At 47.9% G+C, this 14581-nt stretch carries 12 protein-coding genes and 1 tRNA gene; 11 read left to right on the forward strand and 2 right to left on the reverse strand.

All coding sequences use genetic code 11. The features are described from left to right. The first annotated feature begins 12 nt into the window (after nucleotides 1–12). The 4 genes from grdD to grdB all read left to right on the forward strand — a co-directional run bounded on the left by grdD (nucleotide 13) and on the right by grdB (nucleotide 5015). Nucleotides 13–1176: a glycine/sarcosine/betaine reductase complex component C subunit alpha gene (gene grdD, locus L4D19_RS23600; RefSeq protein WP_428454493.1), complete on the forward strand. Its 1164-nt coding sequence runs from the start codon at nucleotides 13–15 to the stop codon at nucleotides 1174–1176. A 132-nt stretch (nucleotides 1177–1308) separates the two neighbouring features. Further along, nucleotides 1309–2358 (forward strand): selenide, water dikinase SelD, encoded by a 1050-nt coding sequence (selD, locus tag L4D19_RS23605; RefSeq protein ID WP_428454494.1) that lies wholly within the window; start codon nucleotides 1309–1311, stop codon nucleotides 2356–2358. Between the two features lie 51 nt (nucleotides 2359–2409). After that, a complete protein-coding gene (locus tag L4D19_RS23610; RefSeq protein ID WP_428454495.1) occupies nucleotides 2410–3702 on the forward strand; it encodes a glycine/sarcosine/betaine reductase component B subunit in 1293 nt (430 codons plus the stop codon). A 14-nt stretch (nucleotides 3703–3716) separates the two neighbouring features. Beyond that, entirely contained in the window at nucleotides 3717–5015 is a 1299-nt protein-coding gene (gene grdB / locus L4D19_RS23615; RefSeq protein ID WP_428454496.1) for a glycine reductase complex selenoprotein B, read from the forward strand. Nucleotides 5016–5488: 473 nt separating this feature from the next. Here grdB and L4D19_RS23620 read toward each other — a convergent pair whose 3' ends face one another. Further along, nucleotides 5489–5914, reverse strand: a complete 426-nt coding sequence (locus L4D19_RS23620; RefSeq protein WP_075766092.1) for a GrdX family protein — start codon at nucleotides 5912–5914, stop codon at nucleotides 5489–5491. A gap of 386 nt (nucleotides 5915–6300) precedes the next feature. Here L4D19_RS23620 and L4D19_RS23625 point away from each other — a divergent pair. From L4D19_RS23625 to L4D19_RS23645, 5 genes are all read left to right on the forward strand, one after another. Further along, nucleotides 6301–6392 (forward strand) — tRNA-Sec (locus L4D19_RS23625). A gap of 323 nt (nucleotides 6393–6715) precedes the next feature. Continuing rightward, entirely contained in the window at nucleotides 6716–8083 is a 1368-nt protein-coding gene (gene selA, locus L4D19_RS23630) for an L-seryl-tRNA(Sec) selenium transferase (protein ID WP_428454497.1), read from the forward strand. After that, nucleotides 8080–9885 (forward strand): selenocysteine-specific translation elongation factor, encoded by a 1806-nt coding sequence (gene selB / locus L4D19_RS23635; protein WP_160656012.1) that lies wholly within the window; start codon nucleotides 8080–8082, stop codon nucleotides 9883–9885. Before selA ends, selB begins: the two co-directional genes overlap by 4 nt. A gap of 236 nt (nucleotides 9886–10121) precedes the next feature. Continuing rightward, a complete protein-coding gene (locus L4D19_RS23640; RefSeq protein WP_428454498.1) occupies nucleotides 10122–11069 on the forward strand; it encodes a DUF4382 domain-containing protein in 948 nt (315 codons plus the stop codon). Nucleotides 11070–11281: 212 nt separating this feature from the next. Then, nucleotides 11282–12997, forward strand: a complete 1716-nt coding sequence (locus L4D19_RS23645) for an NAD-dependent malic enzyme (protein ID WP_428454499.1) — start codon at nucleotides 11282–11284, stop codon at nucleotides 12995–12997. 79 nt (nucleotides 12998–13076) lie between these two features. On the opposite strand, the gene L4D19_RS23650 is transcribed toward L4D19_RS23645, so the two are convergent. Beyond that, nucleotides 13077–13409, reverse strand: coding sequence for a DUF3392 domain-containing protein (locus L4D19_RS23650; RefSeq protein WP_428454500.1), 333 nt, complete (start codon nucleotides 13407–13409; stop codon nucleotides 13077–13079). 177 nt (nucleotides 13410–13586) lie between these two features. Here L4D19_RS23650 and arfB point away from each other — a divergent pair, with 177 nt between their 5' ends. After that, nucleotides 13587–14000, forward strand: a complete 414-nt coding sequence (gene arfB / locus L4D19_RS23655) for an alternative ribosome rescue aminoacyl-tRNA hydrolase ArfB (protein WP_075766080.1) — start codon at nucleotides 13587–13589, stop codon at nucleotides 13998–14000. A gap of 92 nt (nucleotides 14001–14092) precedes the next feature. Continuing rightward, a complete protein-coding gene (locus L4D19_RS23660; protein ID WP_428454501.1) occupies nucleotides 14093–14542 on the forward strand; it encodes a hypothetical protein in 450 nt (149 codons plus the stop codon). Nucleotides 14543–14581 lie beyond the last annotated feature (39 nt).

A 14581-nucleotide genomic window follows, 5' to 3' on the forward strand; every position in this document is an offset into this window, starting at 1 on the left:
TCGGAGGTTGCTATGAGTAACATCAATCAACAACTGTCCGATACCTTCAACGCCATGGCTGATGGCCTGCTTAGCGGCCAGTTTGGCAAGAAGACCCGCATCGCCCTGACATTAGTTGGCAGCGAGCATGGTCCTCAGGAGTTACTTCGCGGCGCTCAGTTGGTCGCTCGCCAGTATAGCGATATCGAACCGGTACTGATTGGCTGTGACGATCCTGAGTGCGGATTCGAATGCTATCCGGCAGCCGATCTTCACGAGTGCCACAAGGTGATGGAAGGGCTGTTCGTTGACAAAAAGATCGATGGTTGTGTGACCTTGCATTACGCATTCCCGCTGGGTGTGAGCACCATGGGCAAAGTGGTAACCCCGGGAGCAGGTCGTGAAATGATCATTGCCTCGACAACGGGTACCACAGATACCAACCGCCAGGCAGCGCTGCTGAAAAATACGATTTACGGTATTGCACTGGCCAAGGCGAGCGGTATCAAAAAACCATCAGTCGGTGTTTTGAATATCGACGGTGCGGCACTGTGCGAGCGTAGTTTGCGTGAGCTTGCCGAAGGCGGCTATGACATCCACTTTGCGGAGTCTGGTCGTGCTGATGGCGGTATCGCAATGCGGGGCAATGACCTGCTACAAGGCACACCGGATGTCATGGTGACAGATAGCCTGACCGGTAACCTACTTATGAAGATGTTCTCTTCGTTCACCACTGGCGGCAGCTATGAAGCATCAGGCTTCGGCTACGGTCCGGGGTTGGGTGAAGGCGCTTCCGACAAGCTGATAAATATCATTTCAAGAGCCTCAGGCGCCCCTGTTGTAGCCGGCGCGATGAGACTGTGTGCAGATGCTGCAAAAGGAAGTGTTATGAAGCGAGTCGATGAAGAGTGGGAAGCGGCGTCGTTGGCCGGGTTGAACAGCGTGCTGGCCAAGTATCGCCAGCCCAAGCAACCGGTAGAGGCCAAGGCAGAAGTGACTGCGCCACCGGAGAAGGTTACTGACGCAGAAATTGGCGGTATTGATATCCTCGAGATTGAAGATGCCTGCCAGGCGCTGTGGAAGGCTAACATTTTTGCCCGCACAGGCATGGGCTGTACCGGCCCGATAGTGTTAGTGGCGAGAGACGATTTGGAGCAGGCACGGGCACAGTTAACCGAAACTAAGTTTATCGGCTAATGGTGACAGTCGCCAAAACCTCCAGCCAATCTACTTTGATGGCAAGAGAAGTCACACACTAGGAAATTCGCGAGCGCGAAATCGGCAGCAATGAGAGTAGCGCTATTACCGTCCGTTATTAAGGATATAGAGATGACAGAAACAGTAGTGCGTCTTACGCAGATGACCAAAAAAGCTGGGTGAGCGGCGAAAATTGGCCCTAAGGCCATGGCGCAGGTTCTGCAGTCCATTTCACCCCTATTTCCCGAACAAGCGTATCCCGATCTGATGGTTGGGTTGACGGTAAGTGATGATGCTGCCGTCTACAAAATCACTGATGATGTTGCCGTCATCCAGACATTGGATTTCTTTACTCCAATCGTCGATGACCCGTATGACTTTGGCGCCATAGCTGCTGCAAATGCACTCAGCGATGTTTACGCCATGGGCGGCCAGGTAACATTGGCAATGAACATATTTTGTGTTCCGAGTGATCTTCCCCAGGAGATCGTTGGCCAAATCCTCAAAGGCGGTGCGGAGAAAGTCCGTGAGGCCGGAGCGGTATTGGTCGGTGGTCATACCGTCGAAGACGATGAGCCGAAATTCGGTTTGTCGGTAATGGGTACGATCCATCCCTCTAAAGTGCAAACCAAAGCTGCTGTCGACAGCGGCGATATTCTGGTACTCACTAAGCCGATTGGTACAGGCTTAATTTCAACCGCAGCAAAACGGGGTAAGGCGAGTCAGAAGGCTATTGCAGCCTCAACCGACAGCATGAAAAAGCTTAACCGTAAAGCTGCTGAAATTTTTGCCCGCTATCCGGTGAAAGCTTGTACCGACGTTACAGGTTACTCGCTTCTTGGCCATGCCTTGGAAATGGCCGAAAAGAGCGATGTATGTATGCACTTTAACGCAACCCAGGTGCCGTTTCTGATCGAAGCCGAAGACTACGCAGCCCAGGGGCTATTCCCCGGTGGTGCCAAGCGTAATCTGGATGCTTACCGAGACGAGATTGAGTTCGCACCGGATCTTGATGAAAGCTGGCAGCGCAAGCTGTGTTGTCCGGAAACCTCCGGCGGCTTGCTGGCAGCGGTACCCAAAGATTGTCTGGACGCTTTATTAACTGAATTTAGCAATAGTGAAGAACCATGTTGGGTTGTCGGGTACGCCGAGGCAGGAGCCGGCATCAAAGTAAGCCATTAGTACGGATATTGAAGGCTACCCATCCCAATTGACGCTTGTTTGGAGATATAAATGAAACTCGAACTAGGCAATATTCATGTTCGTGATTTGGCTTTCGGGCCAGTGAGCGAAGTAAAAGAAAATACTGTGGTGATTGAACAGCAAGCACTTTTGAACCACCTGTGCGAACTGGATCACCGTATCCGCTCGATTGAACTATCAATCGCAAAACCAGGCGATAGCATCCGTATCATGCCGGTCAAAGATGCTATTGAACCTCGAGTGAAAGTCAGCGGTGGTGGCGACATCTTCCCTGGCCGTCACTTAGGTGAAGAAGCTATGGTGGGTGAAGGTCGTACGCATGTGCTGAAAGGCATGGCGGTGATCACTACCGGTGAGGTTGTTGGTTTCCAGGAAGGTATCTTGGATATGAGCGGCCCAGGTGCGGAATATACACCATTCTCTTCAACCATGAACCTGGTTATTCAGTGTGAAGTGGATGACTCATGCAACCAGTACGACCACGAAAGTGTCCTTCGCCTGGTAGGCCTGGAAGCAGGTCGCTGGATTGGTCAACTGGCTGCTAATGTTGAGCCGGATGAGATCCACACTTATGAAACGAAACCGCTACTAGAGCAGGCGGCTGAGTATCCTAACCTGCCAAAAGTCGGTTATGTTTACATGCTGCAAAGCCAGGGCCTATTACACGATAGCTACTATTACGGCGTTGATGTGAAAGGCATGCTTCCTACACTGATGTACCCAACAGAAGTGATGGATGGCGCAATTATCAGTGGTAACTGTGTATCTGCCTGTGACAAGAACACCAGCTATGTTCACCAGAACAGCCCGGTAATCTACGACCTTTATCGTCACCATGGTACGAAGTACAACTTCATGGGCGTAATCGTCACTAACGAAAACGTTACTCTGCGTGACAAAGAACGCTCATCTAACTTCGTAACTAAGCTTGCCAAGCAAATGGGTTGGGATGCAGCGATTGTCAGCGAAGAAGGCTTTGGTAACCCTGATGCCGACCTGATGATGAACTGTGCCAAGCTAGAAGCTGCCGGTATCCAGACTGTCTTGCTGACAGATGAATATGCCGGTCAAAACGGTGAAAGCCAGTCATTGGCGGATTCTCACGAAAGTGCGAACGCTGTTGTAACTAACGGTAACGCCAACCAGCTAGTGACACTACCTGCAATGGACAAAGTGATCGGTCACGACCGTTATGCAGATATGGTTGCAGGTGGCTTCCAAGGTAGCTTGCATGAAGATGGCTCTATCACTGTTGAAATTCAAGCAATTCTTAGCGCAACCAGTGAACTTGGCTACCATCACCTCACCACTAAAGCAAGCTAAGCGAGGATACTCACATGACATTGAAAGTAGTTTATTACTTGAACCAGTTCTTCGCCCAGAAAGGTGGTGAAGAGATGGCCCACATTCCGATGGAAGTGGTAGAAGGTACAGTTGGTGTTGGTTCACAAGTGAACACAATGCTGCAGGACAAGGCAGAAATCACACATACTATTATCTGTGGTGACTCCTACTTCAACGAAAACGAAAGCCAGTGCTGCCACGGACTGCAAGAAATCCTAGCTCAGCTGAAGCCGGATCTCATCATCGCAGGTCCTGCTTTCAACGCCGGTCGTTACGGCATGGCTTGTGGTACGGTTGCCAAGGTTGCTCACGAAATGGGCATCACTACAATTTCGGGTATGTATCCTGAAAACCCTGGCTATGAACTGTTCCGTCAGTATGCGTACATGGTTGAAACAGGCAACAGTGCAGCGAGCATGCGTAAAGCCGTTCCTGCAATGGTTAAGCTGATTAATCGTTATGTAGAAACTGATGGCGAAGTAGGTTCTCCAGAAGAAGCTGGTTATATGCCTCGTGGTATCCGCGTGAATTTCTTTGCAGAAAAACGTGGTTCTGAGCGTGCCGTTGACTTGCTGATTTCCAAAATTGGTGGTCAGGAGTTCACAACTGAATATCCAATGCCAGTGTTTGACCGCGTTGAGCCTCAGCCTCCGGTTGAAATGATGAGCACAGCTAAGATTGCGCTTGTTACTTCAGGTGGTGTGGTACCTAAGGGCAACCCAGACCATATCGAATCTTCAAGTGCATCTAAGTATGGCGAATACAGTATTCGTGGTTTGGAAACCTTGACGGAAGAGACTCATGAAACAGCGCACGGCGGATATGACCCAGTTGCTTGCAACCAGGACCCTAACCGAGTTCTTCCAGTCGACGTGTTGCGAGACATGGAACGAGAAGGTGTTATCGGAAGCCTGCATGACATGTTCTACACCACGGTCGGTAACGGTACGGCGGTCGCGAAGGCGAAAGAATACGGCGCAGAGATTGCGATGAAGCTACAGAAGGCAGGGGTGACAGCGGCTATATTCACCTCCACTTGAGGCACTTGTACTCGTTGCGGCGCAACGATGCTCAAAGAAATCGAAAGAGTAATGCCTGTAGTTCACGTTCTAACTGTCGTGCCTATTTCTAAAACGGTTGGTGCAAACCGTATCGTTCCTGCTATTGCAATCCCTCACCCACTGGGTGATCCAACAATGCAGCCGAAAGAAGAGAAATACGCTCGTCGTCAACTAGTCGAAAAAGCACTAAGTGCACTTCAGACTAAGATTGATGAGCAAACAGTGTTCTAAGCATTAGAAAACGATAGAACAAGAAGCACTCAAGCCAGCCGGTTTACCGGCTGGCTTTTTTAGTGTCAGAGTGCAGTATAAAGATAGATTTCCTTTTATTCGGGATGAGAGTGTATTGTGTTTTAGTATTGAGTTTTCAACCCCATCTAGCTTCCCCTTCTATCAACTCTCTCGATCTCGTTACCTTTTCGTACAAGGGGAAGAATATTCTCTGATGTTGAACAACCACGCTCATCTACAATCATTTCTGTTAGCGGAATAAGACTAACTTCCTATTGATGAAAAATGTACAGGTACAGAGAATAACTCTCCCCCTTGACTGAAATAGTAACTTGGCAACGGTTGTCACTAGAAGGGGGAGTTGGAGGGGGTTGCTTAGATTAGGCTCAACTATATAACCTGAAGCCGGAGATAGTCGGCTGGTGAAAGGATCCCCGCCATGGCGGGGATAATGGTTTGGAGAAAGGGGAGGGCTAGTAAATACCCTTGAAGCCAAGAGAATCGAGACAGGATTTGATCAGCTGCAGATCGATGAAACGAAAATCAGTTTGTTGTTTTTCGGGGAACCGGGTATCAATCTCTTCATCGGTAAGAGTCAGGTGTGTTGGGTTAGCTTTGCATAGGGCTTGGTAACGTTCGATGGTCTGCTCGATAAGGTTTAATGATTCTATATCCAGCTCATCATGGTTATTAAGCACGATGATACTGCGATAGGGTGTTTCATGCGGTTTAACACTTCCTGCGAGAGGGTGGGAGATAATTTTCCCGCCAAGATGTACTTTGTCTCTGGTAAGCATCAATACATCTTCAATATGATTTCTGGATGTGCATTGTATTTTGGTGTTTAGCTCAGCAATGCTTGGGTTGTTAGTAATTATTTCGAGTCTATCGTATCTCATGTTTATCTCCCTAAATAACCAAGCCAATGAAAAAATAAAGCTTTATTGGTTATAAATTGTTCTGTTGGTAGTGGTTATTATAATAAAAAGATCAATTCTAATAGCAGGCAAATATCTTGTTTTTGTTATTTGTTAATCAATATTAGGATATCTAATGACACTCATTAATTTGTTAAAGGCTAATGTGAACGGTTTGTGATTCTGCTGTTTTATTTCTGGGTGAATAAATGTGTTACTAGCGGGATATGACTGCAAAAAATGTTAGCTAGTTAACCAAAATAGAAATAAGTTTCATATAAAATCATCTTTGCCGGAAAGGTCACAGAATGATTGTTAAACACTTTCAAATCATAATCTTATTAGGTACATTACACCCATCGAAACGCGGAAGTGGATGGGGTCTGGTGGCCCTCCCGGTCTTCAAAACCGACGTGAGCTGAATAGGCTTTGGCAGGTTCGATTCCTGCTCCTTCCGCCAACTCTTTTTAACGTTACAGTCAGTTGATTGTCCATTCAAAACGTTATAGAGACTAATTTTTTAGAGCGAGTATATATAAGATTCTTATACTTGTTTACTCAGGGTTAGAAGAATGACGGTGACAACGTTACTCGCCAACTAATAATAGAAAATTAGTTTTTATCATTATACTTGTCCCTGAAATCTTCCTTGTTTGCCCCCTGAAATAATCAAAACATTTTCTTTAATGGTTTCTTAGTTAATTATCAAAAGTTTATCAGTGTGGTCTGCTTTTATTATTAGTTAAGTTTCTGTTTTTATTAATTTCCAATCGGAGCTTGATTATGACAGTAAGCACCTTATCTTCCATTCCACAAGTTGAAAAAATACTTCAGCAGGCTTTTTTGTCACCCTATATCGAGCGGTTAAGCCGTCCGGTCGTGACGGATATCGTTCGTGAGCAGGTGCAAACCTACAAAAAGAAGCATTTAAGCGATCCTGAAGGTGTTCCTTTTTCAGTAGACCAGCTGTACCACTATATAGAGCAGGGCTGTTGGGTTATGAACCAGCAGCGATTGCAGCGGGTTGTCAACGGCACCGGCGTGATCGTTCATACCAACCTTGGGCGTTCGCCGCTAGATGCCGAGATCTGGCAGAGTGTTGGCGAGGTCAATACGCACTATAACAACCTTGAAATCGATCTTCATACCGGTAAGCGAGGAAAACGCAAGGGGATGTTGCAGCAGCTAATGCAGCACCTGGTGAAAGGAGAGGATACGCTGGTCGTCAATAATAATGCGTCGTCAATCTATTTGATGCTGCATGAGTTGGCGAAAGGCAAAGAGGTGATTGTCTCCCGCGGTGAGCAAATTCAGATTGGTGGCGGCTTCCGTATTCCCGATATTCTGGCGCTCTCCGGGGCCAAGTTGGTGGAAGTCGGCACGACGAACATCACAACGGCACAGGATTATCTTGATGCTGTTACCGAAAATACGGCGATGGTGCTGATTGTCCATACCTCCAATTTCAAGATCCGCGGCTTTACGGAATCGGCTGATATTAAAGAGCTAGCAAGGGATCTCCCGGATCATGTCGTACTTGCTGTCGATCAGGGTTCGGGCACGACGACCGAAGATATGCCGGATGAACCTACCGTTGCCAGCTATATCCAGGCCGGTGCTGATATCGTTTGTTTTTCTGGTGATAAGATCCTCGGCGGCCCGCAGGCCGGGCTGGTTACCGGTAAGCAAACGTTGATCAGCCAGCTTGAAAAAAATCCGATGATGCGTGCGTTCAGACCGAGCCGTATTGTGTATTCATTGCTTGAAGAGCAGGTGGTTCGCAAGCTAAACCAACTGGAAAGCGGTCGTGGTGTTGCTGAAAGCAAGCGCTCGATTGGCGAGGCGGAGCTTGAACAAAGAGCCTGTCTACTAGCGGAAGGTTTTGGCGACCAGATCCGGGTTGTTAACTCGGAACTAACCGTGGGCGGTGGTTCGTTGCCGGATCAAAGTGATCCTTCTTGGTCGATTGAGATCGTCACAGATAACGGACGAAACAAGCGCTCTGCGGAAAAACTGCTGAAAATTATGCGTAGCTGGCCGCTACCAGTGATCGGCGTTATCAAGCATGACAGGGTACAGCTCAATCTCGCCACTATAGAAGAATCTGAAATTCCGTATCTACGTAGCCAGCTGGCGGAGGTGTTGTTATGAGTTATGTCGTTGGAACCGCCGGTCATGTCGATCATGGTAAATCGGCGTTAATCAAAGCGCTGACAGGAATCGATACTGCGCACTTGCCGCAGGAAAAGAAGCGGGGAATGACGATCGATCTCGGTTTTGCCTACTTCAAGCATCAAGACGGCACGCCAGTAGGGGTTATCGATGTACCGGGTCACGAGCGGTTTATCCGAAACATGGTGGCCGGGGTGTGGAGCCTCGACATGGTGTTGTTTGTGGTAGCAGCCGATGAAGGCTGGATGCAGATGTCGACTGACCACCTTAAGGTGATTGCATCTATGGGGATCGACAATGTGACCCTGGTTATCTCCAAATCTGATTTGGTCGACGATGACATGCTTGCGTTGGTCGAGGAAGAAGCGCTGGAGCAGTTCCTTGAGATTGCAGGCTTTATTCCGGACTCTGTGGTGGTATCGGCCCATCAGCAAAAAGGGATCGACGAGCTTCGCCAGCATATCTGCCGCAAACTGGATAATCATTCGAATGATGCACGTCAGCAGACAGCCGTTCAGCGTCAGGCTCATTTGTATATTGACCGCGTATTTACGGTCAACGGTGTGGGGACGACAGTAACGGGAAGTCTGTGTGGCGGTGAATTTCATGTTGGCCAGAAGCTGATTCTTCAGCCATCCGGCAGGGAAGTGCAGGTGAAGAGCCTGCAGTCTTATCACCAGAATATCGAAACAGCCCAGCCGGTTTCCCGCGTTGCGATCGCACTGAAAGGTGTGAAGAAAAAAGAAGTCGAACGTGGTTTTTGCCTTATGGCCTCGAAGGAGTCCGGCTTCATTGTTGATGAAGTGATTGTTCGCCTGGATGGCATGTTGTTTGAGAACAAGTGTCGTAATAACAGCGAAGTCGAAGTGGCGTTCGGTACGTTTAATACCCTTGCCAAGATATTTGTCTTCAAGGGGACTAACTTGGCTCGCTTAAGGTTGAAAGAGCCGGCCTGCTGTTTTTGGAATCAGCGCGCGCTGCTTATCCAGCATGGTGGTAGTAGCATCATAAACTGCGGGGCAGTTGTCTGGGGAGGCGAGGTAGCTAAGCAGCACCGCAATAAATTGTATGATTTGTTAATGGCAATGCCAGATCAGCCAGCATGGGAAGACTATGTCACCATTAACATGTCCCTGTATGGCTACGCCAAGCGTGGCGATCACCAGCTTGATGAATCCGGCTATAAAGCCTGTGGTGATTGGCTCTTCACCGAGGAGTGCTATAACAACTCTCATCAGATGCTCGAATCAATCCTCAAGCAAGAGCAGATTGACTTGTCTGTCAACGAGCTAAGCGGCAAGATCCAGTTGCCGATGAATGTATTGTCAGCCTTGCTACAGCAGCTTGTTGAAGAGGGCAAACTAAAGCAGAGCGGCGAACTCTTCTCACTTGGCAGTGGTCGTAGTGAAGCCCAGCTTTCTCCAACGGCAAAGCAGATCCTTGAACGTATGAGTCAGGCTGAGAAGCAGGGCTATGAAGCGGATAAGGAAAAGATCCCGGGGGCGCAAAAAGAGTTGCGAAACTTGGTGCGTCTTGGCTTCGCTGTACCGCTTGAAGGTAAGATTTACTATGAGAAAGCGCTTTACGATGATCTGGTCAACGACATTATCGAAGGACGGGAAGTCAATGAGCGTTTTAAGATCTCCGATGCCAGGGAGCGAACCGGTTTATCGCGGAAGTATATGATCCCGGTATTGAACCGAATGGAATCCGACGGTTGGATCAAGCGAGTCGAGAATGATCGTCAGGTACTTCGGGCTGCTGAAACGGCGTTAGCCTAATCTGCTCCATCTAGTACATTACAAATAGCTTTATCAAGAAGCCTCACAACAGTGAGGCTTCTTTTTTTGCAATCACTAAGTAGTTTATTGGAAAGCGCATTTTTGCTTATTTACTCCATTATGAGCCCGTTATGTAAAATCTCTGTAAGACTTGCTTTAGATGGGAACTCTTGGTTTTGAATACTGCATGAGGCTGGGTATTCTTCGGGCAGAATTATTAATTGAGAGTTTTATCAATGCGCAAGTTGATTGTTGCCAGCGTAGTGAGTCTGGCGTTAGTGGGGTGTGGTTCTGGTTCATCTGGTGGTAGTAGCAATACTGGCCAGTTCAACTTGGCGTTTTCAGATGCGCCAGTCGACGGCTTGAGCAAAGTCTGTGTCGCATTCGATAAGATCACTGTTCATCACACAAACGGCGGTGAGTCTAGCTGGGGGACAACGTCTTTTGCCTCAGATCAAAGCTCGGCGGAGTGTATTCCTGATGGCCTTGCAATACCGCAAGATAGCAATGGAAACCCGGCGTTTATGGTTATCAACTTGATGGCTTATCAGGGCGAGCAGTCGTTACAGGTGCTAAGTGATGAGCAGATGGAAGCCGGCCAGTATACTCAGATGCGTCTGTCAGTGCTTGAAAAAGGGAATTACACTGATGGGACTCCATACTCACATGTCGTAACAGACACAAGTGCCACAGAGGGAATTCGAGTACCTAGTGGCGAGCTGAAACTTGATGGTTTTGATGTACAGGCAAATGCAACTCAGGCCTATACACTGGAATTCGATTTGCGCAAGAGCATGGTCGAAAATGCTAATGGTTATCAACTGAAGCCGCGAGGCGTACGCTTGGTCAACAATCAGGATGTTGCAACGATCTCTGGCGAAGTTGCATTGGGAGGCGGAGCGTGCGGCAACAACATTAATGATGCATTCGTTTATGTTTACACAGCGCCTACCGGTGGTGTTCATGGCGATCTGGGATCGGCCAATGAACCTTACACATCTGTTGGAGTTGATTCTGTGTCCGGTAAGTTTGAAATTGGATATGTGCCTTTAGGTAGCTATGACGTTGTCTTGGTATGTAACGGCAGTGAAGATGACCCTGAAAATGCAGGGGACCAGTTAACAATCGATTCTAGCTTTGTCGATGAAGCATTGACGGCCAGCGGCCGAACGTTCACTTTCTAGTCACTGATAACCCGCTATTACAGCGGGTTTTCTTTTAAATTATCACTATAAAATCAACTAATTATTCTCCGAATATCACATTTTTCATCCAGTTTAGGGCGTAGAATCTTTCGTTATCTCCTAAAGGAGTCAATGTCAGCCCTCTTATTGTCTGTCATCGCCGCAGGACATATTTGAGGACTGATTGTCGAAAAGAAGACTGGAGGGATACCATGACGATAGGCAAATACCTGCGTTGGAAAGATGAAAATGGCAATGAATTCAGACCTGTTTCTCTAACCGGAACAGAGCTGCTTAATGACCGGACACTCAACAAAAGTACTGCATTTACCTACGAGGAAAGAGAAGCTTTTCAGCTGAGTGGCTTGTTACCCCCGCGTGTTCAGACCTTTGATGACCAGCTTAACCGCGTTTATGACGGTTTCAGAAATGCATCGACGGATATCGAGAAGTATCTGTTCCTGCGTGCCCTCCAGGATCGAAACGAGACATTGTTCTACGCCTTGCTGTCTCGCCACATCGAGGAGATGACGCCGATCATCTACACCCCGACAGTGGGCAAGGCTTGTCAGGAGTTTAGTCACCGCTACCAGAAGGCACGTGGTTTATATATTACAGAAGACAACGTCGATAATATGGGCGAGCAGGCCCGTCACTTTACCGGTAAAGACATCAAAATTATCGTGGTAACAGACAGTCAGGGGATTTTGGGATTGGGTGACCAAGGGGTTGGCGGCATGGGGATCCCAATCGGTAAGTTGTCGCTCTATACCTTGGGGGCGGGGATCCATCCGGCTCATTGTTTGCCGATTGCACTGGATGTGGGTACAGACAATCAGGATCTGCTAGACGATCCTATGTATCTGGGTGTACCTCGCAAGCGTATGCGCGGTGAAGAATACAAAACCTTTATCAAGAAGTTTGTCCGTCAGGTGAAGCAGCATTTCCCGAAAGCCGTGTTGCAGTGGGAAGATTTCAGCAAGTCGAATGCGTTTGATAATCTGGCTGATTACGAAGACTTCCTGCCTTCGTTTAATGATGATATTCAGGGCACGGGCTCGGTGGTACTTGCTGGTATTCTGGGCGCAGTCAAAATCAAGGATGAATCGCTCGTTGATCAATCGTATGTGGTTTACGGGGCCGGAGCCGGCGGGGTTGGGGTAGCCGATCAGATTTATGCCGGTTTGTTGAAAGAAGGCTGTTCTCATGCGGCAGCGCGAGACAAAATCTTCATTCTCGATTCTCAGGGGTTGGTCTTTGATGACCGTGAAGGGCTGGATGAGTATAAGAAGCGTTATGCCAAGCCGCGCTCGATTGCAGAGAGTTGGCATACCGAAGTGCTCGGTAAAGTATCACTGACAGAGTTGATCGACAATCACCCGGTCACGGTACTGTTGGGAACCAGTGGCATTGGTGGTGCGTTCAAAGAAGAGCATGTCCAGAAGATGATGGAGTATACCAAGCGTCCAATGGTATTCCCGCTATCCAACCCGACAGCCAATTGCGAGGCGCTTCCGGAAGATATTTATAAGTGGAGTGACGGGCAAGCGATTGTGGCGACAGGTAGTCCGTTTGATAATGTCAGCTACAACGGCTATGAATACCGGATTGGGCAGGGTAACAATGTGTTTATCTTCCCGGGTGTTGGCTTGGCAGCCATTGTTTCTCGTACCAGGAAGATTAATTTGGATATGTTCACCATGGCTTCTTATGCACTAGCTGAATGCGTATCCGAGGAAGATCTCGCAGCGGGTTGCGTTTATCCGCGGATCAGTGAGCTGAAAGATGTCTCGTTGCGTGTTGCGACTAGCATACTATCCAATATGCAGGCGACGGATCCTAACAGCATTTTGCGAGGCAAAGATGTCGAACAGGAACTGGCCGAACATATGTGGGAGCCGGCTTACTTGCCATATCGCAGGGTGTGATCGTTGATTGTTAAGATATAACCCAAACCCGGCATCAATGCCGGGTTTTGTTTTATCTGCGGATTAGAAGCTAGGTGTACTATACCTGTCTGTTACGCTGCGCCCACGAACCGACAAAGATAAAAATAGAGACAACAAGGCAGATTAACCATTGGCTGGGTATATGGCTAAGCTGCTTGGCCAGCCAGGGAGAGACGGAAACAATCAAAAAGCCATACCCGAAGGCGTTGACCAGGATAAAGACTAGGGTGCGGATGATAAAGTTGGTACCGGAAAGTTGCCGTCTCAGTGCTCGGTTAATATCGGCACCGAAAACAACGAGCAGACAAGCGACCATGGCCGTGGAAATTTCGCTTAGCCAGGGGCGAATAAACTGGCCTGAGTCTGTCAGAAGTTCAATCAGTAAGTTCATGGATATAATAGCAATAACGTTAGATTTGCAAAGAATACTGGTTCTTCATTGATGACCATACTGTCTTGGGGCGAGCCTGTAAGCATGATCACATTTGGCTTGCTGACAACTGATTACAGAATCAGTGATATAATCGAGGTTTGAATACCTTTTCGTTACAGGTTTGTATTTCTTTTCATGTTAACAATCTCCAACTCCGTTCAGCTTGCTGAATGGGAAATCGAAATGTCAGCAATTCGCGCTCAGGGGGCGGGAGGCCAGAATGTCAACAAGGTTTCCAGCGCGATTCATCTTCGGTTTGATATCAAACGCTCATCCCTACCGGCTTTCTATAAAGAGCGCTTGCTGAAACTCTCTGACCACCGTATTACAAAAGATGGAATTATTATCATCAAGGCCCAGCAATATCGGACTCAGGAACAAAATAGGGAAGATGCATTATTACGGCTCAAGGAGCTGATCCAGGCATCAGTTGTCCAGCAAAAAGCACGACGGGCAACCAAGCCGACTAAAGGCTCCCAGAAACGCAGAATGGATAAAAAAACTCAGCGCGGCCAGACAAAGACCCTCAGAGGTAAGGTTAAGTTTTGAGCAGGTTAACAGTTTGATTCTTTAGTCCGTGAAAGATAGCCAAATAGGGTTTAATTTCGTTCCTAACATAATGATATGTAAAGGTGATATGGATGTCAGAGAAGAAAACATGCCAGTTGCTTCAACTGTATTTGCGTGAATCAGAACGGGTCAGGCTACTGGATTTAGATGCCTTGCCAGAGCTTGATTCAGACGAACAGGCCAATATGCATGAGTGGCTGTCCAATAAGCGAAATTTCTCACTTGAAGAGATAGCGTCCCAGCAGTGGCTGAAAACCTGTAGCGCCGGGTTTGTTACCGAGCTGACGTTCCTTCCGGACGGTTCGCTTAACGAATACACGCTATTTAACCGCCAGCAACATTCGGGCTGGTGGGAGCTGGTAGACGGTGTGATAGAAATGGTCATCCATAAAGGTGAAGATCTGTTCCGTTGTGCAGTAATAGCCAATCGAACTGTCAACATTCACTCGGCGATCGAGTATAAAAATGACGAGTTGCATTCTTATTTAAAACTGGCACAAACCCGACCTGTCGAAAATTAGTCAGTTTCACTGGCAAAACGTGAGTGAAACTGGTATTCA

The sequence above is a fragment of the Photobacterium kasasachensis genome (assembly GCF_050336885.1).
Lineage (GTDB): Bacteria > Pseudomonadota > Gammaproteobacteria > Enterobacterales > Vibrionaceae > Photobacterium > Photobacterium kasasachensis.